Raw genomic sequence first — 19,934 nt, 5'->3', positions numbered from 1 at the left:
TAAGAACACTTATTCACGGCCGTACCCCATTCCTCTCCCATATGGTAGCGTTCGAAGTGCCGGAGGTGGACTACACCCAGTACTCCAACCGGCAGTTGGCGGCGATTCCCCTCGCAGTTCTCGCCGTCGCACTGCTGGTCATCGTCGGGTGGTACGTCTTCACCGGCGCACCAGTACGACTCGGCATGGAGTTTACTGGAGGAACAGAGCTACGAGTCCAGACCTCCACACCGCCCTCCGAAATTCGCACCTCCTTCGACGTGGAACCGACGATTACTCCGGTCCGAACGGCCGACAACACCTACATCGTGACCTTCCCGCCGGAGACCGAGAACATCGCCCAACAGGCGAGAAACAACTTAGAGCCGGTCCAAGGACAGACGGAGGCCGACATGGTGAAGTCGGTCCAAGGGACCTCCGCGAGTTTCGGTCAGGAGACCCAACGCCTCGCACTGCTGGGCATCGGCCTCGCGTTCGCCGGAATGAGCGTCCTCGTCTTCCTGATGTTCCGGTCGTTCGTCCCCTCCATCGCGGTTGTCATCTCCGCGTTCAGTGACATCGTGATTCCCGTCGCGCTGATGAACCTGCTCGGTATCCCGCTCTCGCTGGGGACCGTCGCGGCACTGCTGATGCTCATCGGGTACTCGGTGGACTCCGACATCCTGCTGAACAACCACATCCTGCGCCGGTCGGGCAGCTTCTACGAGTCCACCCACCGCGCGATGCGGACCGGCGTGACGATGACCGTCACGTCGCTGTCCGCGATGGCAGTGATGGCGCTGGTCTCGTACCTGTTCGGCATCGAACTGCTGGCGTCCATCGGCGTCGTCCTCGTCCTCGGACTCGCGACCGACCTCATGAACACCTACATGCTCAACCTGAGTCTGCTTCGCTGGTACAAGTACGAGGGGGTGGCCAGATAGATGGAGATTCGTGACAACTGGCGAGTCATCCTGCTCGCCATCTTCCTCGTGGTCAGTACGTTCGCCATATTCGCCCCCGGCGTCGGCGGCGACGACGGCGGCGGGAGCGGCGCAGTCGTCGAACAGGCCAGCGACGGCCCGACGAACCTCCAGTTCGGGCTCGAACTCTCCGGCGGGACTCGCATCCGCGCGCCCGTCAACGGTCTCACCGCCGAGAACGTGGACGTACCTCAAGGTACAGGACCGGGCGCCGTCGAGCGGCAGGTCGCCGGGAACCTCTCCGGCGTCGGGGCCGCCGACGTGAGCGTGCGTCTCGCGGCCGCGGCCAACGAGACCACGACCGTCGAAGTGTTCAGCGAGAACGTCACCGAAGACGAGTTCGCCTCGGCGCTCCAGCAGACCGGATACGAGTACGACACCATCCGGCAGGGAGTCACCGAGCAGACTCGCAACACCATCACTCGCATCCTCCGAGACAAGATATCGGAGGCCGGACTCTCCGGCGGGCGAGTCCAGCAGGTGACGACCGCGAGCAACGAACACTTCATCGTCATCGAGATGCCCAACACCAATCAGAGTCAGGTCAGGGACCTGGTGACCGAGCGCGGGCAGGTGCAGGTCGTCGCCGTCTTCCCGGCACAGAACCAGAGCGGTAACGGGACCCAGTACCGCCGAGTTCCCCTGCTCTCGCAGGGCGACTTCAGCAGTATCGGGACCGCCGAAGTGACGCAAACTGTCGGCCCGAACGTGCCGGTGGTGCTGAACCAGCAGGCGGCCGAGAACTTCTCGCACGCGATGCGGGCGTTCGGTTTCACCGGCGAGGGCGTCAACGCCTGTAATTATCGAGCGAATCCGGAGAACCCCGGCTACTGCCTGTACACCGTCGTGGACGGCGAAGTCGTCTACGCGGCGAACATGGCCGAGGGCTTGGCCCAGACCTTCCGACAGGAGAAGTTCACCCAGAGTCCCAACTTCGTCATGGGCACGGCCAACCTGTCCGAGGCCCGCGAACTGCAGATTCACCTGAACGCGGGGTCGCTCCCGGCGTCGCTGAATCTGGATCAGGGCACCTCCTACTTCCTCGCGCCGAGTCTGGCCGAGGAGTTCAAGCTCTACTCGCTCATCACGGGACTGGTGGCCGTGGCGGCGGTCAGCGCCGTGGTCTTCCTGCGGTACGGTGACCCGAAGGTCGCCGCGCCGATGCTGGTGACGGCGCTCTCGGAGGTCGTCATCCTGCTCGGAGTCGCCGCGGCCATCCAACTGCCGCTGGACCTCAGTCACATCGCGGGGTTCATCGCGGTCATCGGGACCGGGGTGGACGACCTCATCATCATCGCCGACGAGGTGATGTCCGAGGGCGACGTGAACTCCTCGCGGGTGTTCCAGAGCCGGTTCCGCAAGGCGTTCTGGGTCATCGGCGCGGCCGCCGCGACGACCATCATCGCGATGAGTCCGCTGGCGGTGCTGAGCCTCGGGGACCTCCAAGGGTTCGCGCTCATCACCATCCTCGGCGTCCTCATCGGCGTGCTGGTCACGCGACCCGCGTACGGTGACATCCTGCGGAGTCTGCTGACGGACAAGTAACCGCACGCGAATATTTTCTCGAAAATAGTTTCGGGCCGAACGGACTTCTCGGTCAGCAGTTGCAGTCGTAGCACCACTCGTCACACCCCGGCGAACAGAAGCACGGAGTGCAACAGTCGTCGCAACAAACCTTTTCACACGTTCCGCCGTCACAGACTCCGAGCGTGGTCGCACCGTCTAGAACCGTCGGTTCCGACCCACGCTCACCGAGGAGTGCCCATCGTTCGCCGCTCTCTGGGCGAATCGCAAAGGTCAGCAACCCCTCGTCGGTCATCCGGGTGATTTTGATCTCCGGTTCGACCGACCCATCGGCCCGTCGATTCGAGTCGACGTATTCGTACTCCTCTCCACGGTTTGGACCGTCCGGGTCCAGCGTCATGTCCTCCGCAGTCGTCGCCTCGATGAGACCGTCCTCAGCAAGCGATTCGAGTGCCTCCTCGTGGTCCGAGACGACTTCCCGAACGCTCTCCGGGGCTTCGTATCCAGCGACGGCCGCCTCGTGGTCGGCCATCGTGTGTGACGCCTCTCCGGTCTTGGCTCCTGCGACGCCGCTTGCACTACCCATAACTGTCGCGCCTGCTGCGACCTTCTTGAGAACACTCCGTCGGTCGATGGTATCGTTATCGAATGTCATTGTCGCGCTTTCAACCTCATAGTAGAATCATTTATAGATTTTCAAAATAAGATAAAAGAAAATGTGGCGGTATCTTCCCAAGTGGCCGTCGGTGAGCGGTCGTGGGCCGCCCGAGGACCGACTTCTACTCCTCGTGTGATTCGCACCGCGACGCGAAGTTTCTTGTACTGACGCCGACAACTCCTCGGTATGCCCTCCGACATCCCCGACGAGCAGTTAGAGCGCGTCGTCCGACGCGCCGTCCGTGCGGAACTCAACCTCCTCGTCGGGCGCGTCCTCTGGACGCTGCTCTCCGTGGTCGGCATCTCCGTCGGGTTCGGCCTCGTTACGATGGGTTTGGACGCCGCGGAGTGGAACCCCGTCACGGTGGCGTTCACCGTCCTCGGCATCTGGCTGGTCGGTCTCGGAATCCGGACGCTCCTGTTGAAGTGGAATTTCCCGCCGTACTACTCCGAGAACAGTCTGTCGTAACCCCTGACTCGGGTGACGCCTTCGCTCGTCCCGAATCGCGTGGCCTAGAACTCCCCGAGACCCGACTGCTCGGCCGCGGCCAGCACGTCCTCGCAGGTGGACCAACTCCGGCGCGCGCAGTCCGGAAGCCGACCCGTCTCGGCCACGAAGGTCTCCAGAAACTCGCGGGTGGTCGAGTCGCCGGGATAGCCCGACCCGAGGTCGCCCAGTCGCGACCCGTACTTCTCGGCGTACCGCTCGGCGAGCGCCGCGACGTGGGCGTCGCGCTCGACTTTGGCGACGATACTGGCCGCCCCGACCACGGCGTGCTCGTCGTCGGCCCCGTGTTCGGCGGTCAGTTCGACCGCCGCGGGCGCGCGGTCGGCGACACGGCGCGCGAACCGCTCCTCGCTGGTGTCGCCCGCGTCCGCGAGGCCCGCGACGGTCTCGTCGTCCGCCTTCGGTGACACGACCTCGGCGATGGCGTCGGCGTGGGCCGCCACGGTGAGCGTGTTCATGTCGGTCTCCGGGTCGTCGATGCGTTCGACCGGAACTTCGGTGACGCCGACCGCGATTCGGTCGTCGTCGCGCAACTCGGCCGCGAGCGCCTCCCGGCGCTCCGGTGGGACGCGCTTCGAGTCGTCGATGCCCGCCGGGAGGTCGGCGGGGTCCGGAATCCGGACCGCGGCCGCGAACATCGACCCCAACACCGGACCCTTGCCCGCCTCGTCTACTCCGAACACGGTCCCGACAACGCGTCCGGGCTAGTTGTACGTTGCTACTCGCCGATTCGTCGTAGACGAAAACACCAGAGGGCGGAGAGGTTGGGCCAGAAGAGGCATGAACATCCGTGAAGGATATAGGGTCGATGAAACGCTACCTTCTGGACCGAATCGACGACAGCGACGAACTGCTCGACGAGGACAGATACCCCATCAGTGCCGACGACCTCATCGACGAGTTCGGCGACTTGATAGTCTCCTACCCGGACGGGAGCGAGACGCTGCGGGAGATTCTCGGCAGAGTCTCGCCCGACACCTACCGGACGCCCGAAGAGGCACGGACGGCCATCCTGACCGGCGTCGGTACGCAGGCCGTCGGCCGCCAGCGCTACAGCGACCGCGACCCGCCGGTGCTCGGCGCCGACGAGTACACCAATCGCAGCGAGTCGTTCTGAGCGAGTCGAGACCCTGATACGCACCGCCGCCGTACTCGTTTTCGATGACGCTCACGGTCGCACTCGACGACAGGGAACCCGCGGGACTGCGCCGGGTGATCGAGGCCCACGACGACGTGGACGCGGTCGAAGTGCGACGACTCCCGGCGGCCGACATCGCCGCCGTCGATGCGTTCGGGACGCCCTCCGATTCGCCCGACTCCGGCGGTGCCGAGCGCCGGGTCGCCGGGAGCGTCGGCATCGAGCGCAAGACGGTGGACGACTACGTGAGTTCCGCACTCGGGACGACCGGCACCGACCTCCGCGAACAGGTCGAGAAGATGGCCGACGCCTACGACCACGCGTACATCTTACTGGAGGGCGACCTCTCGGACGTCGGCGCGCGCAGACCCGGACTGAGCAGCGCCGCGGTCCACGGCACGATGGCCTCGTTCGCGGCCCGCCACGACACGCCCGTCATCCCCTGTTCGGACCGCCAACGGCTGGTGGACGTGGCGATACGCCTGCTCCGCAAGCACGGCGAGGAGGCGTCTCCCCGGCCGCTCTCGGGCGGAACCGTGACGGGGTACGCCGCGCCGACGACCAAGCGTCTGTTCGGCGTCATCGAGGGCGTCGGCCCGCAGACCGCCGACGCGCTCTACGAGCGGTTCCCCTCGGTCGAGGCGCTGTTGGCGGCGACGCCCGCGGACCTGCGCGAGGTGGAGGGCGTCGGCGAGAAGCGCGCGGCGGCGATTTTCGAGACGCTCAGAGGCGAGCGCGACGAGTGAGCACGGAGACCGTGGTGGCAGAGTCCGGATTCACCAGTCGAACTCGCGGTGAATCTGACGACCCTCGTCGTTCAGGACGGGACCGACGACCTCACTGACGCCGTCGAGAATCTCCGCCGAGCGTATCGGCGGTTCGCCGCCGGTGAACGCCGCGATCTCGTCGCTACCGACGCTGTAGACGACCCGTCCGAACCCGGCGTTGGTCATCCCGGTGGCGCACATCGGACACGGTTCCGTGCTGGTGTACATGACGGTCTCGGCGCGTTCTTCGGGGTCGAGTTCCCGACAGGCCCGGTACGCGAGGTGGAGTTCGGGGTGACGGCGGATGTCGTTCTCCGTGACGACGCGGTTCGAGTCGGCCATGACGACCGTGTCTTCGCGGACGAGGACGCTACCGAACGGTCGGTCACCGCGGTCGGCCGCCTCGCGAGCGAGCGCGAACGCCCTGCGCATGTGCGAGTCGTGGTCGAAGTCGTCGAAGGTCGAATCGGGCACGTCCGTGTACTGAGTCCGCGACCACGTAGTTCTACTCCTCACCGGGTTCTCTCGGGAGGGAAATCGACGGGGAGAGCCGACGACGTACGGAGGGCCGTGCTACTCCACGGGTTCGCGCCAGTGGACAGTGACGTTGTTCACCGCGAAACTGTCGTCGGTGGTCGGGTCGCGGTGAACCCGCAGGGTGTTCGTGCCCTCCTGTAGTTGCGCGTCGGTAATCGCGTCCTCCCAGTACTGCCATCCGTCGGCGGGCGGCACGTCGAACCCGCCGAGCGACCCACCGTTGATTCGGATTTCGTGGCCGAACTCCCCCACTCGGAACGCCTGCAGGCCGACGTAGGGGTCGCTCGCCCGGTCGGTCGGGACCGTGAACTGGAACTCGGCGGTGGCGTCGCCGACGTACTCTGCCCACGGAACGTCCAGCGCCCCCTCCGTCGGTCCGAGGTGGGCGCTCACGTTCACCTGCGCGTAGTTAGCGCGGTAGGCCATGGGTCGTCCACGACGCGCGCCCTCAAATTCGTGGGGGCCTCAGTGAAACCATCATCTCGTGGGTCCCGAAGTGGAACACTACCGTACGTCGCCGGAAGTTTTGTATTCATTGCATACATTGTATACTTCATGGGCACGATTTCGTCTCGCATTCCGGACGACTTGGAAGAGGACTTGAAGTCGTACATCGAGGAGGAGAACCTCGATAAGAGCACTGCCGTTCGGAAACTCCTCACGGAGGGTCTCGGCGACTGGCAAAGGGAGAAGGCACTGAAGAGACTCGAAGCAGGCGAAACGACGCTTTCGGGTGCCGCCGCGATGGCAGATATGAGCGTTTGGGAGTTCGCGGCGTTAGCGAAAGACCGGAACGTGATGTGGGTCTCTGAGGACCATCTCGAATCCGACCTCGATGACCTATGACGCTGGTCTTCGACGCTACTCCCCTCATCTACCTCGGAAAAGCGGACAGGCTCGACGTATTGGCGAGAGCAGAGCGCCGACTCGTTATTCCCGGACGGGTCTACAAAGAGGTCGTCGGCGATGGAATGGAAGAGGGATATCCCGACGCGAAACGCATCAACGAACGCTATCGGGACAGTCTATTCGAACAGCGAACGTTCGAAAGGGACGAACGATTCGACCGACTTCTGAGAGAGACGAATCTCACTCCGGCAGATACGGCGGTGATGCTGCTCGCGGAGGAAGTCGATGGAACAGCCGTCATGGACGAGAAACACGGTCGGGACATCGCCGAGATAGAGAACATCGAGACCCGTGGAACGGCCTACCTCTTGCTTTCGTTAGTAAAAGGTGGCGACCTTCCCGCCGACGAGGCCAGAGAGACCATCGACACGATGGTCACCGCCGGATGGCACTGTTCGACGAACCTCTATTCGAGTATTGTCCGCAAACTCGACGAACTGCAGTCGGAATGAGAAACCCGTAAACCGCCGCGTCGCCACCGTTCTACCATGTCCATCCTCGAAGACGCCCGCCGAGTCGCCGAGAACGGCCCGGTCTGCGACGCCTGTCTGGGCCGGTGCTTCGCCGACCGGAGTTTCGGGCTGACGAACGACGAGCGCGGCCGGTCGCTCAGAATCGCGGCCGCACTGGAGGACGACGACCCCTACGAACCCGAAGACGAGGAGTGCTGGGTCTGCGAGGGCGAGAGCCAGCGGTTCGACGAGTGGGCAGAGAAAGTCGCCGAGTCGCTGGAGGGCTGGAACTTCGAAACCTATCAGGTCGGGACGCGAACGCCGCCGCTCGTCGAGGAGAACGAGGCCCTGCTCAGGGAGTCCGCCGACCTGCCCGACGACGCGGGCGAGTCGTTCAAGTCGGAGTTCAACCGCGAAGTCGGCAAGCGCGTCGGCCGACTGACGGGGACGGAGGTGGACTTCGAGCGCCCCGACGTGCTGGCCCTGCTCAACGTCGAGGGCGCGCCGCGAGCGAGCGAGGACGGAGACATCTCCGACCACGCGGTCGAGGTCCAGATAAACTCGGCGTTCGTCTACGGCCGGTACCGGAAACTGGAACGCGACATCCCGCAGACCGAGTGGCCCTGCCGCGAGTGCGGTGGTTCGGGCAAGCAACTCGCGGAGGGCGGCGGCGAGGAACCCTGCGACCACTGCGGCGGGTCGGGCTACCTCTACGAGGAGAGCGTCGAGGAGTTGACCACGCCGCCAGTCCTCGACGCGATGGACGGCGACGAGGCCCTCTTCCACGGCGCGGGCCGCGAGGACGTGGACGCCCTGATGCTCGACACGGGCCGACCGTTCGTCATCGAGGTCAAGCGACCCCGCGAGCGCGACGTGGACACCGACGCGCTGGAGGACGAAATCAACGAATTCGCCGACGGGAAGGCGGAGGTCACCGACCTCGCGCTGGCGACCCACGAGATGGTCGAGCGCGTGAAGGAACTCGACGCGAGCAAGACCTACCGGATGGACGTGACGTTCGACGACGACGTGACCGAGCAGGCCCTCGAAGAGGCCATCGGAGAGCTTCGGGGAACGACGGTCGAGCAGGACACGCCCCAGCGCGTGGACCACCGCCGGGCGAGTATCACCCGGACTCGGACCGTCTACGACGTCGATGGCCACCTCGAAGACGAGCGACGCGCCGAACTCGAAGTCCACGGCGAGGGCGGACTCTACGTCAAGGAACTGGTCTCGGGCGACGAAGGCCGGACCACGCCGAGTCTCGCGGGTCTGCTCGGCGTCGGCGCGGAGGTGACGGCGCTGGACGTGCTGGCCGTGGAGGGCGAGGACGAGGCGTTCGCCGACCCCGAGTATCTGAAGGAGTCGGTGTAGGCAGTTCGAGGGGTCGGCGCGAGTCGTCGGGGACTGCCACAAGCCGTAGGTAACGGAGCGCCGTACCGCCGAATATGGGGGGTTCGGGAGACGCGACTGGGGGAGACCGCTCGGACGAGAGCGACGAGGAGCGAACGCCCGACGAGAACATCGGCGGAGAGTTCGCCGAGGATCCCTCGGACGCCATCTCGCTGCTGGGGCACTTCTACCGGGGCCAGATGGACCGAGTGACCACGTGGCGGGGGCGACTCGACCAGACCTCCTACTGGGCGGTCACCATCATCGCCGCCCTGCTGACGTGGGTGTTCTCCAGTCCGGGCAACCCCCACTACATCCTGCTCATCGGGATGGGCGCGATGGTGGTGTTCCTCGCGGTGGAGACGCGGCGTTACCGGGCCTACGACGTGTGGCGCGAGCGCGTTCGCCTGTTGGAGCAGAACCTGTTCGCGGAGATGTTCGACCCCGAGACGGACCTCACGCACGACGACTGGCGGCGGCGCATCAGCGAGGACCTGCTTGACCCCGCGGTGAAGACCCGACCGTTCACCGCGCTCTCGCGGCGGCTCCGCCGAATCTACTATCCGCTCCTGCTCGTGCTGCTGGCGGCGTGGGTCGCGCGCGTCACGGTGTTCCAACCGAAGCAGACGTGGCGAGAGACCGCGGGCGTCTTCGGCGTTCCGGGGTCGGCGGTCGTCGCTGGAGTCGCCGTCTTCTACCTCGCGGCGACGGCCGCGGTGGTCTACGGCGTCGTCCAGCGCGGCGGCGGCGAGTTCCACGAGCGCGAGCAGACCGACCCGTGGAAGGAGTAACACAGGAGCGCGGACGCCGCTTTCGGAGGAACCGCTGACGGGGAGGAGGTGACGGCTGGACGAGAGAATCGTCAGACCGAGAGACAGAGAGTAGCCGCCGACCTCAGTCGTCGGCGGGCGTGCCCGGTCGGAACTCCCGACTGATGGCCTTCCACTTGCCCGTCGAGAACCGATAGTAGTTGATGACCGCCGGGACCGTGGTCTCGGCCACGAACGAGAGATAGAGACCGACGAGTCCGAGCGACGTGGTGGCCCCGAGGTACGCGACCGGGATGGCGACGCCGAACATGCCGACGACCTGACTGTAGAACGGCCACCGGGTGTCGCCGCTGGCGTCGAGCGGGCCGACCGTCCCCGACTTGACGCCCTGCGCGACGGCCGCGACGCAGGCCGCGTAGACCAGCGCCACCGCGACCGGGACCGTGGTCTCGCCCGCGTCGCCGACGAACAGGCGGACTATCGGGTCGGCGAACGCGCCGACGAGGAGGGCCGCGACCACGTAGGTCGCGACCGAGAAGACGACGATGTCGCGGGCGTACACTTCGGCGGCGCGCTCGTCGCCGCCGCCGAGTTCCTGACCGACGAGGCTGCTGGACGCGAGTCCGAACCCCCAACCGGGCGTGTTCATCAGTCCCCAGATGCGCCGGGCGATGACGTACGCGGCCACGACCGTCGGGCCGAACAGGCCGACGATGGCCAGCATGGGGAACTTGGCGACGGTCCAGACGCCGTTGCGACCCACGACCGGGAGACCGATGCGGACGACGTCGACTATCGTCTCCCGGTCGAGGTACGTACCGAACGGACTCACTCGCACGGGGAGACCACCGACGCCCGGGAGTCGCCCGAAGACGAGACCACCGGCGAACGCGGCGGTCACGAGGACGTTCGCCAGCACGGTCCCGAGGGCCGCGCCGACCACGCCCAAGTCGAGTCCGAAGATGAGGACGCCGCTGAACGCGATGTTCGAGACCGCACCGCCGCCCCGGACCAGCATCGGCGTCCACGCGTCGTCGGCGCCGATGTAGATGCGACTGCCGACGAGGTTGAGACCCGCGAACGGGACGCCGAGCGCGACCACACGGAGGTACGCCGCGCCGAGTTCGACGGCGCGGGCGTCGTCGGTCATGACCGAGATGAGTTCGGCCGGAAACAGCCAGAAGGCGGCGGTGACGGGGAGCGAGATGGCGAGGACCACGACGGCGCTGGCACGGACCGCCACGCCGAGTTCGTCGTAGGCCTCCGCGCCGAAGCGCTGGGAGACGAGCGCGATGGTCCCGGCGGCGATGCCGCCCCCGAGCGAGAACGCGATGCCCCAGTAGGGACTGGCGAAGCCGATGCCCGCGATGGCGACGGGGCCGATTGCCACCCCGACCATCGCCACGTCCACGGCGTTCTTCGACATGCGCGCGAGTCCGGTGACGATGCGCGGCCACGCGAGGTCCGTGGTCCGGCGGACGCGCTCCGGGTCGACGAGACCGGCGCGCGCGAGCGCCAGACCGACGCCGAGGATGAGCAGTCTGACGGGGTTCGGGAAGCGTACCACGTTGCGTGTGTATTTCGAAACGAAAGTAAAGTATTTTCTATACGTGACGCACCGAGGAGAGGACGTGCCGACGCGCCCGTCACCACTTGGACGGGACGGAACCGTCGCCCGATGGAGACACACGTCCATATTCGGGAGACGGTCCTCCTCACGTGCCAGACAAACCTCTACGTTGGCGAAATGAGTAGCTATACGGTCTTCGTCGTCGAAATTACGGCCGACTATGCGAATGCACGCCGATTGGCTGACGCAAGCCGACGAGCGAATCCTCGAATTTCTGAGCGAACGCGGTAACTTCCCGCCGTCGGCCATCCGCGACCGACTGGCCGACGTCGGCGAGGACCTCACCTACTCCACCAACCACCTCGGGATGCGCTGTCGCGCGCTCGCCGACCGCGGTTTGCTGGAGAACGTCGGCGGGGGCACCTACAGCATCACGGACGTCGGCGAGCGGTACCTCGACGGCGAGTTCGACGCGGGCACTCTGGACGGCGAGTAGCTTCCTCGGGGTCGTTTCGTTCGACGGCAGTGCTACGATACGACTGACGGTCGCGCGAGTCGTCCGCATCGGTCTCACCGTCGTGGTTCCGGTGCCGCGAGTCCCGCAGGTCACGGCGTAGCGGCGAGAGGCGGAGAAACGCGCGAAAACGCGGGGAGTTCAGTAGGCGTAGCTCGGGAGCGACCCTTCGGTGACGATTCCGGTCTCGTCGTCGTCCTGCTCCATCTTCTCGAGGGCGTCCGTGAAGTCCGACTGCTGGACCTCGGTCCGACCGTCGCGGATGGCGAACATGCCCGCCTCGGTCGTGAGACTCTCGATGTCCGCGCCGCTCTTGCCCTCGGTCCGCTCGGCGAGCGCGTCGAAGTCCACGTCGTCGGCGATTTTCATGTCGCGGGTGTGGATGTCCAGAATCTTGCGCCGGGCCTCCTCGTCGGGGTGGGGCACCTCGATGAGGCGGTCGAACCGGCCGGGCCGGAGGATGGCGCGGTCGAGCATGTCGAAGCGGTTGGTCGCGGCCATGATGCGAATCTCGCCGCGGTCCTCGAAGCCGTCCATCTCGCTGAGCAGTTGCATCATCGTGCGCTGGACCTCGGCGTCGCCCGAGGTCTTCGAGTCGGTGCGCTTGGAGGCGACCGCGTCGATTTCGTCGATGAAGACGATGGCGGGTTCTCGCTGGCTAGCCAGTTCGAAGAGGTCACGGACTAGTTTCGCGCCCTCGCCGATGAACTTCTGGACGAGTTCCGACCCGGCCATCTTGATGAAGGTGGCGTCGGTCTGGTTGGCGACGGCCTTCGCGAGCATCGTCTTGCCGGTCCCCGGCGGGCCGTGGAGCAGGACGCCGCTCGGCGGTTCGATGCCGACCGTCTCGAACTGCTCGGGGTTCTCCAGCGGTTGTTCGACCGCCTCCCGGACCTCGCGGGTCTGCTCTTCGAGGCCGCCGATCTGGTCGTAGGTCACGTCCGGCGACTCGTCTACCTCCATGGCCTGCGCGCGCGCGTCTTTCTCGGCTTCGAGGACGGTCTGGACCGTGAAGGAGTCGTTGACGGCGACGCGGTCGCCCGACTCTATCTCCTCGCGGAGTCTGGGCGAGACTTCGGTCACGACCTCCTGATTGTTGCCGTGCTGTTTGATGATGATGCCGTCGTCGGTCAGTTCCTCGGCGGTGGCGACGTACAGCGACGTGGTCTTCAGGGTCTCGTTCTCGCGTTCGAGTCTATCGACTTCCTCGCGCAGGTCGGCGCGCCGCTCGCGCGCGTCGTCGAGGCGCTCCTCCAGCGTGGCGTTCACGTCCACGATTTCGGCGAAGTGTTCGCGGAGCGCCGAGAGCCGTTCCCTGTCGGTCATCTCGGGGTCGAGTTCGAGTGTCGGTTGGTCTGGGAGGGGTGGGCTGCGCGACATCGTTGTTACTCACCCTTAGGCCACCGGCTTAAAAGTGCCTTTGGGTCTCGGAGGTTCTCCCACGAAAAAACGTTTCGCAGAACCCTCTCGAAACGGTCACTCATCGCGGTCAGTCAGAACCGGCCAGACGACGCGCCGACCGACTACCGTCGGTGGACTCGGAAAGCCGGAACTCGCCGAGGAGGGCGTCGAGTTCGTCGGCCGTCGAGGACAGCGAGGCCATCCGCTCGGCGACTTCCGAGAGCGAGTTGGCCTGCTGTTCGGTCGCCGTCGCCGCAGTTTCGGACTCCGCGGCCGTCTCCTCGCTGATGGCCGCGACCTCCTCGACCATCGCCACCACGTCCTCGGCCGACTCGGCCTGTTGGTCGGTGGCGTCGCTGATTTCCCGAACGCTCGCGTCCACGTCGCCCACCACGTCCGCGATGTCCTCGAAGTCGTCCAGCGCCGCCTCGACCGTCTCGACGCCGTTGGTGACCTGCTCGTGGGTCTCGCGGACGTCCGCGAGGGTCTGTTCGGAGTCGGTCTGAATCCCCTCGATTCGCTCAGTGATTTCGTCGGCGGCCTCGCTCGTCTCCGTCGCGAGGGTCTTGATTTCGTCGGCGACCACACCGAAGCCGTCACCGTGTTCGCCCGCACGGGCGGCCTCGACAGAAGCGTTCAGCGCCAGCAGGTTGGTCTGAGTCGCCACCTCGTCGATGAACGAGACCACCTCGTCGATTTCGCCGATGTCCGCCGCTAACTCCTCGACCGCCTCGGCGGTCCGGTCGATACCGTTCTCCACTCGGTCGAGTTCCTCGGCGGCCTCCCGGGCGGTCTCGCGGCCCGACCGTGCCCGCTGGGTGGCGGTTCGGGCTGTCTCGGCTACCTCGTCGGCCGACGCCGCGATTTCCTCGACCGTCGCCGAGAGGGTGTTCATCTCGGCAGCCGCCTCGTTGAGTCTGGTGGTCTGGCGGGTCGCACCCTCCGAAATCTCGCCGACCGCCGCTGCGACCTCGTCGCTCGCCTCGCTGACCTCCCGGAGGTCGGTGTCGGTCGCCTCGCTGGCGGTCGCCACGTCGTCAGCGAACGCTGCGAGTTCCCCCACCGCGTCCGCGAGCGTCGAGAGGAGGGCGTTGTAGTTGTCCACGACCTCCTCGTGGAGGTCGGTCTCGGCGACGCCCGAATCGATGGTCGCGGTCAGGTCGCCGCCCTCCGCGCGCTCGGCGGCCGCTCCGAACGCGGTCACGAGTCGGCGGAGATTCTGCGACCGGCGTTCGAGGTCGGCGGTCGTCGCCTCCAGTTCGTCGGTCGTCGCTTCCAAGTCCGCAGTGTAGGTCCGTAGATTCTCGGCCATCCGGTCGAGCGACGCGCCGAACTCGCCGGGGACCTCCTCGTCCAGTACGGGGTCGTCGAACTCGTGCCGGGAGAGCGCGGCGGCCTGCTCGGCGACGACCCCGAGATAGGCCCGCATCTCCCCGAAGGAAGCGACGAGGCGACCGATCTCGTCGTCCCGTTCGGACGGCGGAACCGACGCGTCGAGGTCGCCGTCCGCGATGGCGTCGGCCACTCGGTCGAGCGCCGCGATGGGTTCGGTGATGTCCCGGCGGACGACGAGCACGGTGTTGGCGAACGCGATAGCCGCCGCCGCCAGTAGACCGACCGTGAGACCAGTTCGGACCGGGCCGGTGAACGACGAAGGGAGGACGGCCTGCCCGATAGAGATCACGAACTGGATACCGACCGCGGCCAGTACCTTGCGCTCGACCGACTCGCTCACGCCGAGGCGGTCCATCGACCACCACAGCGCGTTCTCGTATTTGGCGAGAAGTTGACGTCCCATGCACCGCCGTTCACACGTTCGTTACATAAACCAGAATGCGCGTTTTCAAAAAATGAAAACGAGTGCATGTCCGGACGGCCGACTCAGAGCAGCGATTCCATCTCGTCGAGGTGGTCGTCGTACACGCCGAGCGCGCGCTGGATGGGTTCGGGCGAAGACATGTCCACGCCCGCGGTTTCGAGGAGTTCGAGCGGGTAGCCTCTCGACCCGCTCCGGAGGAACTCGAGGTAGTCGGCGGCCGCGTCGCCGTCGGATTCGAGAATCTCGTCGGCGAGCGCGACGGCGGCGCTGATGCCGGTGCTGTACTGGTAGACGTAGTAGCTGTAGTTGAAGAAGTGCGGGATGCGCGACCACTCGCGGGCGATGCGGTCGTCCACGACCGCCGGTTCGTAGAACTCCGCCTTGAGGTCGCCGTAGATTTCGTCGGCCGCGTCCGGGGTGAGCGCCTCGCCCTCCTCGACCAGACGGTGGGCCTGATGCTCGAAGTCCGCGAACAGCGTCTGGCGGAAGAGCGTCGAGCGGAACCGCTCGAGATACTCGTTGAGGACGTGTCGGCGGAACTCGGGGTCCTCGACGGTGTCGAGCAGGTGGCGGGTCAGCAGGCTCTCGTTGACCGTGCTGGCGACTTCGGCCACGAAAATCTCGTAGTCGCTGTAGACGTACGGTTGGGTCTCGCTGGAGAGTTGGCTGTGGAGCGAGTGGCCGAGTTCGTGGGCCAGCGTGAACATCGAGGAGATGTCGTCCTGCCAGTTCATCAGGATGAACGGCTGGGTGTCGTAGGTCCCGCTACTGTACGCGCCGGACCGCTTGTTCTCGGTCTCGTACACGTCCACCCATCGCGAGTCGAACCCCTCGGCGACCCGGTTCTGATAGTCCTCGCCGAGCGCACCGAGCGCCTCCACGACGTACTCGCGGGCCTGTTCGTACTCCAAGTCCGGCGTCTCGGTCTCGGTCATGGGCATGTAGAGGTCCCACATCCGGAGTTCGTCCACGCCCAGACTCTCGCGCTTGAGTTCGGCGTGACGGTGGAGTTTGTCGAGGTTGTCCCGGACCGTGTCCACGAGGTTGTCGTACACCTCGACCGGGACGTTGGGTCCGTCGAGTGCGGCCTCGCGGGCGGTGTCGTAGTCGTGAATCTGCGCGAGGCGGACGTCGGCCTTCACAGACTGCTTGTACGCCGTACCGATGGTGTTGTGGAACTCGCCGAGTTCGTCGAAGAAGCCCTCGTAGACGGTCCGGCGGAACTCCCGGTCCTGATTCTTCAGGAGTTTCGTGAAGTTGCTCTGGGTGATTTCGACCGCGTCGCCGTCGGGCTTCTCGACGGTGGGGAACTCCATGTCGGAGTTCATCAGCATGTTGTAGATGTCGCCCGACGCGCCCGTGACTTCGCCCAGTTCCGCTAGCACGTTCTCGACTTCGGCCGAGCGGGTGTGGTCGGCGACCCGGAGAACGTCGCGGAGGTAGTGGTCGTAGGTTTCGAGTCCGTCGGTCCCCGCTATCATCCGGTCGAGTTCGTCCTCGTCGAGGTCCTGAATCTCGGGTTCGACGAAGCTACTCGCGCTGTCGGCCTGCGAGGCCAGCGACATCGCGCGAGACGACAGCGCCTGATACTGCTGGTCGGCGGTGTTCTCGTCCTTCCGCATCCGGGCGTAGACGACGACCGTGTTGGCCTGCCGCAGAATCTCGTCGCGGAGTTCGAGGACCTCCAGCAGCGTCTCGCCGTCCTCGGTGGCGCGTCCCTCGTAGGCCGAGAGTTCGTCGAGGCGCTCCTCGACTTCCTCGTAGGCCCGCTCCCACTCCTCGTCGGTCGCGTAGATGCTCTCCAAGTCCCACTTGTACTCGGTGTCTATCTCCGACCGTTCGGGAACTGAACTCATATCGTCTGGTTAGGAAAGACCGACTGTAAGCCTTTGTCATTCGGAAGTTGGCTTCCGGAAAACGGCGACGACGCCGACCCCGCGCGTTCGTTTCGGGGCGTGGACTTTTGGCGGTCCGCGATGCAACGTCGGCCATGGACGCCGAAACCGCGGCCGCGGTGGGCGAGGCGTGGACCGACGACTACCCGTGGGAGTTCGTCACGAGGTTGACCGAAATCGGCGACCGGATGGGCGGTTCGCCGGGCGAGCGCAGGGCGGCCGAACTCGTCGGCGAGGGGTTCGAGCGAGCGGGCGCACGCGAGGTCACCGTCGAGTCGTTCGAGATGAACCGATGGTCGCGGGGCGACGCCGAACTCGCGGTGACGGACCCGGTCGAGCGGTCGTTCGAGACCATCGCGCTCCCCTACTCGCCGCCGGGCGAGGTCCGGGGGAAACTCGTGGACGCGGGCCACGGCACGCCAGCGGAACTCGACGAGGTGGACGTGGAGGGGAACGTCGTGGTCGCGTCCACGACCACGCCCAAAGGGTCGCGGTTCATCCACCGGATGGAGAAGTTCGGTCACGCCGCGGCGGCGGGCGCGGCGGCGTTCGTCTTCCGGAATCACAAGCCCGGCCAACTGCCCCCGACCGGGTCGCTCCGGTTCGACAGGGAGGCCGCGATTCCCGGCGTCGGCGTGAGTTTGGAGACCGGCGATTGGCTGACCGACTACGCCGAGCGAGACGCTCGCGCCGCGCTCCGCGTGGACGCCGAGACGACGCCCGGAACCAGCCACAACACCCACGGGCAGTTGGGTCCCGACACGGACGACGAAATCCTCGTCGTCGGCCACCACGACGCCCACGACATCGCCGAGGGCGCGCTCGACAACGGGTGCGGCATCACCGTGGTCGTCGCGGCGGCCCACCTGCTCGCCGAGATGGACCTCGACCTGCGGGTCCGGGTCGCGGGCGTCGGTTGCGAGGAGGTCGGCCTGCTCGGCGCGGACGCCCTCGCGGAGCGACTCGACCTCGATTCGGTCCGGGCGGTCGTGAACGTGGACGGCGCGGGCCGGTTCCGAAACCTCCGCGCGCACACCCACGGTTCCGAGACGATGGAAGCGGTCGTGGAGTCGGTGTCGGAGGCGGCGAACCAACCCGTCGCGGTGCGCGAGCAGGTCCATCCCTTCAGCGACCACTGGCCGTTCCTCAAGCGGGGCGTGCCCGCGCTCCAACTCCACAGCGAGCGCGCGGCCGAAACCGCCGCGGCGCGCGAGCGCGGACGAGGGTGGGGTCACACTCACGCCGACACCCGCGACAAGGTGGACGACCGGAATCTTCGGGAACACGCCGTGCTGACCGCTCTGCTAGTCCGGGAACTCGCGGCGACCGACGAGGTGCCCCGACCGAGCGCGGAGTCGGTCGCGGGGAACCTGCGGTCGGGCGACTACGAGGAGGGGATGAAGGCCGCCGGAATCTGGCCGGAGGACTGGCAGTAGGGGAGGACCTCACAGCAGCGATTCGGTCTCGACGATTTCGACCTCGTTCAAGTCGAAGTCCTCCGCGACGGTTGTGGTGTGGTCGTCGCAGTAGTACTCCTCGCAGGTCTCCCCGCAGGGGTACTCGATGCGGAGTCTGCGCGTGGCGAGTCGGTCGCACTCCAAGTCCATCTCGCACTCGACCATCGTCGCCGGTTCGACGCGCACGGCAATAGGTTTGGCGTCGAACGAGTTCGCCGACGCCGACCGCCGATTCGACGGTTCGCATCCCGCCCCCGAGGGCTACAGTCGTCGCGTTATCTCGCTCGCAACTCGCGCCCCGGTCGCTCGTTCTTCGCGCAGCGACTCGAACACCTCGCGGGCGCTCGCGGCGGCCGTCTCGTCGGTCGAGAACTCCAACGACGGATACCCCACGTCGGCCAGCACGAGGGGGTACGCCGGGGCGGGCGCGACGCCCGCCGGACCGTCGATTCGCTCGGGTCCTAGCACGCGCTCGACTTTCGCCAACTCCGCGTCCCCGGTCGCCACCGCTCGAACCAGCGAGACCACGCGACGGACCATCTCGCGGACGAACCCGCCAGCGCGCAGGGTGAAGACCAGATACTCCGCGTCCCGACGCACGTCACCCCGTAACTCCCGTACCGTGTTCTCGTCGTCGGGCGTGAGGTTGTGGAAGTCGTTCTCGCCCGAGAGACGCGAGAGCGCGCGCTCGGCCCGAGAGAGGTCTGCGTCGGGCGCGTAGCAGTGATAGACGTACTCGCGGAACTCGGCGTGGTGCGTCGCGTGGAAGTCGGCGGGCGCGTCGGCGCTCGCCCACGCCCGGACGCTCCCCGGGAGTTCGCTGTTCAGCGCGGCCGGTGTCAGCCAGTCGGGGCACTCGAAGGCGACGGTCTGAGCCACCGCCGACACCCCGGCGTCGGTGCGTCCGGCCGCCGCGTACCCCGCAGGTTTGCCCTCGGCCACGTCGAGGGCGTTCGCGGCGTCGAAAATCGCGTCCTCGACCGTCGGCACGTCCGGCTGGCGCTGGAACCCGTGGAACGGACGGCCGTCGTACGCCACCCGGAACGCTCGCATCATCCCGTGTTCCGTCACCGAGGTATTTAAACCGACAGGAGCGACGGCGGTGACTGCGAACCGCTGTCGCCGTCCCCGCGAGAGTTTACGTACCAGAACGGGACCAATCCGTCACGTGACCTGAGAGCCGCCGCGGAGCGGTCTGCGATAGTACGGCACGTCTCTCCGCGGGTCGTCGGTGTCGTCTGTTCGCCACTCCGCCAGCCGTCGCTCTCGGAACTGCTCACTCCCGGTCGAACACGCGCTCTCTCGACCCCGCCGCCTCGACGTCCTCGGTCTCTAACAGTCGTTCGAGACGCCGCTCGAACTCCGCGTCGGTCAGTTCGCCGCGCGCGTAGCGCGCTCGCAGTTGCTCTACCGGGTCGTCGGGAGTCGTCTCCCGTTCGACTTCGACGCCCTCTGCGTCGGTCTCGACCATCGGGAGAGAGTCGCCCAGCAGGGCGACTAACGGCACGACGATGAAGAACCCGAGGACGAAGATAGTCGGGACGAGGAACTCCAATCCCACGACGGCGAACAAGGCCGTGAGACCGAACGTCAGCACCGACAGCACGGCGATCAGTCGCTTCTTCTCGAACGTGACAGAACTGTTGGCCATGTCCGGAGCTA

22 protein-coding genes are annotated in these 19,934 nt (G+C 66.2%); 11 read left to right on the top strand and 11 right to left on the bottom strand.

Annotated features, from left to right (window positions below; genetic code table 11):
- The first annotated feature begins 41 nt into the window (after nt 1–41).
- On the top strand, nt 42–923 hold the full coding sequence (secF, locus tag NGM06_RS17980; protein WP_254268279.1) for a protein translocase subunit SecF: 882 nt from the start codon (nt 42–44) through the stop codon (nt 921–923).
- On the top strand, nt 924–2,507 hold the full coding sequence (locus NGM06_RS17975) for a preprotein translocase subunit SecD (RefSeq protein ID WP_254268278.1): 1,584 nt from the start codon (nt 924–926) through the stop codon (nt 2,505–2,507). It begins immediately after the preceding gene.
- Between the two features lie 52 nt (nt 2,508–2,559).
- Here NGM06_RS17975 and NGM06_RS17970 read toward each other — a convergent pair whose 3' ends face one another.
- Nucleotides 2,560–3,141, bottom strand: coding sequence for a hypothetical protein (locus tag NGM06_RS17970; protein ID WP_254268277.1), 582 nt, complete (start codon nt 3,139–3,141; stop codon nt 2,560–2,562).
- Between the two features lie 189 nt (nt 3,142–3,330).
- On the opposite strand from NGM06_RS17970, the gene NGM06_RS17965 reads away from it, so the two are divergent.
- Complete coding sequence (locus tag NGM06_RS17965; RefSeq protein ID WP_254268276.1) at nt 3,331–3,612, top strand: hypothetical protein; 282 nt, start codon at nt 3,331–3,333, stop codon at nt 3,610–3,612.
- Nucleotides 3,613–3,656: 44 nt separating this feature from the next.
- Here NGM06_RS17965 and rnhB read toward each other — a convergent pair whose 3' ends face one another.
- On the bottom strand, nt 3,657–4,334 hold the full coding sequence (gene rnhB, locus NGM06_RS17960; RefSeq protein ID WP_368410453.1) for a ribonuclease HII: 678 nt from the start codon (nt 4,332–4,334) through the stop codon (nt 3,657–3,659).
- 125 nt (nt 4,335–4,459) lie between these two features.
- Between rnhB and NGM06_RS17955 the strand changes: the two genes are divergently transcribed.
- Nucleotides 4,460–4,768: a DUF5789 family protein gene (locus NGM06_RS17955; protein WP_254268275.1), complete on the top strand. Its 309-nt coding sequence runs from the start codon at nt 4,460–4,462 to the stop codon at nt 4,766–4,768.
- Between the two features lie 44 nt (nt 4,769–4,812).
- A complete protein-coding gene (locus NGM06_RS17950) occupies nt 4,813–5,535 on the top strand; it encodes an ERCC4 domain-containing protein (protein ID WP_254268274.1) in 723 nt (240 codons plus the stop codon).
- Nucleotides 5,536–5,565: 30 nt separating this feature from the next.
- Here the strand turns inward: NGM06_RS17950 and NGM06_RS17945 are convergent, their stop codons facing one another.
- A complete protein-coding gene (locus NGM06_RS17945) occupies nt 5,566–6,030 on the bottom strand; it encodes a nucleoside deaminase (RefSeq protein WP_254268273.1) in 465 nt (154 codons plus the stop codon).
- 99 nt (nt 6,031–6,129) lie between these two features.
- Nucleotides 6,130–6,519 carry a DUF7383 domain-containing protein gene (locus NGM06_RS17940; RefSeq protein ID WP_254268272.1) on the bottom strand — a complete coding sequence of 130 codons (390 nt, stop codon included), beginning with the start codon at nt 6,517–6,519 and terminating at the stop codon, nt 6,130–6,132.
- Nucleotides 6,520–6,648: 129 nt separating this feature from the next.
- Here NGM06_RS17940 and NGM06_RS17935 point away from each other — a divergent pair, with 129 nt between their 5' ends.
- The 4 genes from NGM06_RS17935 (at nt 6,649) to NGM06_RS17920 (ending at nt 9,637) form a co-directional block, all read left to right on the top strand.
- Entirely contained in the window at nt 6,649–6,939 is a 291-nt protein-coding gene (locus NGM06_RS17935; protein WP_254268271.1) for a UPF0175 family protein, read from the top strand.
- The gene (locus tag NGM06_RS17930) at nt 6,936–7,454 is read left to right on the top strand and encodes a PIN domain-containing protein (protein ID WP_254268270.1); all 519 of its coding nucleotides are present in this window, start codon (nt 6,936–6,938) and stop codon (nt 7,452–7,454) included. The genes NGM06_RS17935 and NGM06_RS17930 overlap by 4 nt, the downstream gene beginning before the upstream one ends.
- 36 nt (nt 7,455–7,490) lie before the next feature.
- Complete coding sequence (locus tag NGM06_RS17925; RefSeq protein ID WP_254268269.1) at nt 7,491–8,828, top strand: tRNA pseudouridine(54/55) synthase Pus10; 1,338 nt, start codon at nt 7,491–7,493, stop codon at nt 8,826–8,828.
- Between the two features lie 74 nt (nt 8,829–8,902).
- Complete coding sequence (locus tag NGM06_RS17920; RefSeq protein ID WP_254268268.1) at nt 8,903–9,637, top strand: DUF2270 domain-containing protein; 735 nt, start codon at nt 8,903–8,905, stop codon at nt 9,635–9,637.
- Nucleotides 9,638–9,740: 103 nt separating this feature from the next.
- On the opposite strand, the gene NGM06_RS17915 is transcribed toward NGM06_RS17920, so the two are convergent.
- Entirely contained in the window at nt 9,741–11,183 is a 1,443-nt protein-coding gene (locus NGM06_RS17915) for an MATE family efflux transporter (protein WP_254268267.1), read from the bottom strand.
- 223 nt (nt 11,184–11,406) lie between these two features.
- Here NGM06_RS17915 and NGM06_RS17910 point away from each other — a divergent pair, with 223 nt between their 5' ends.
- The gene (locus NGM06_RS17910; RefSeq protein ID WP_254268266.1) at nt 11,407–11,682 is read left to right on the top strand and encodes a winged helix-turn-helix domain-containing protein; all 276 of its coding nucleotides are present in this window, start codon (nt 11,407–11,409) and stop codon (nt 11,680–11,682) included.
- Between the two features lie 159 nt (nt 11,683–11,841).
- Here the strand turns inward: NGM06_RS17910 and pan2 are convergent, their stop codons facing one another.
- The 3 genes from pan2 to pepF form a co-directional block, all read right to left on the bottom strand.
- Complete coding sequence (gene pan2, locus NGM06_RS17905; RefSeq protein WP_254268265.1) at nt 11,842–13,080, bottom strand: proteasome-activating nucleotidase Pan2; 1,239 nt, start codon at nt 13,078–13,080, stop codon at nt 11,842–11,844.
- A 109-nt stretch (nt 13,081–13,189) separates the two neighbouring features.
- Complete coding sequence (locus tag NGM06_RS17900; RefSeq protein ID WP_254268264.1) at nt 13,190–14,899, bottom strand: methyl-accepting chemotaxis protein; 1,710 nt, start codon at nt 14,897–14,899, stop codon at nt 13,190–13,192.
- A gap of 83 nt (nt 14,900–14,982) precedes the next feature.
- The gene (gene pepF, locus NGM06_RS17895) at nt 14,983–16,776 is read right to left on the bottom strand and encodes an oligoendopeptidase F (protein WP_254268263.1); all 1,794 of its coding nucleotides are present in this window, start codon (nt 16,774–16,776) and stop codon (nt 14,983–14,985) included.
- Nucleotides 16,777–16,910: 134 nt separating this feature from the next.
- On the opposite strand from pepF, the gene NGM06_RS17890 reads away from it, so the two are divergent.
- Nucleotides 16,911–18,251 carry a M28 family metallopeptidase gene (locus NGM06_RS17890; protein ID WP_254268262.1) on the top strand — a complete coding sequence of 447 codons (1,341 nt, stop codon included), beginning with the start codon at nt 16,911–16,913 and terminating at the stop codon, nt 18,249–18,251.
- Between the two features lie 9 nt (nt 18,252–18,260).
- On the opposite strand, the gene NGM06_RS17885 is transcribed toward NGM06_RS17890, so the two are convergent.
- The 3 genes from NGM06_RS17885 to NGM06_RS17875 form a co-directional block, all read right to left on the bottom strand.
- Complete coding sequence (locus tag NGM06_RS17885; protein ID WP_254268261.1) at nt 18,261–18,458, bottom strand: hypothetical protein; 198 nt, start codon at nt 18,456–18,458, stop codon at nt 18,261–18,263.
- A gap of 75 nt (nt 18,459–18,533) precedes the next feature.
- Nucleotides 18,534–19,325, bottom strand: coding sequence for a tRNA pseudouridine(38-40) synthase TruA (gene truA, locus NGM06_RS17880; protein ID WP_254270052.1), 792 nt, complete (start codon nt 19,323–19,325; stop codon nt 18,534–18,536).
- Between the two features lie 223 nt (nt 19,326–19,548).
- On the bottom strand, nt 19,549–19,923 hold the full coding sequence (locus NGM06_RS17875) for an SHOCT domain-containing protein (RefSeq protein WP_254268260.1): 375 nt from the start codon (nt 19,921–19,923) through the stop codon (nt 19,549–19,551).
- Nucleotides 19,924–19,934 lie beyond the last annotated feature (11 nt).

This window comes from Halorussus aquaticus (assembly GCF_024218795.1).
Classification (GTDB): domain Archaea; phylum Halobacteriota; class Halobacteria; order Halobacteriales; family Haladaptataceae; genus Halorussus; species Halorussus aquaticus.
Note: the sequence above shows the minus strand (reverse complement) of the source record. Positions and strands in the feature narration are given on the sequence as shown.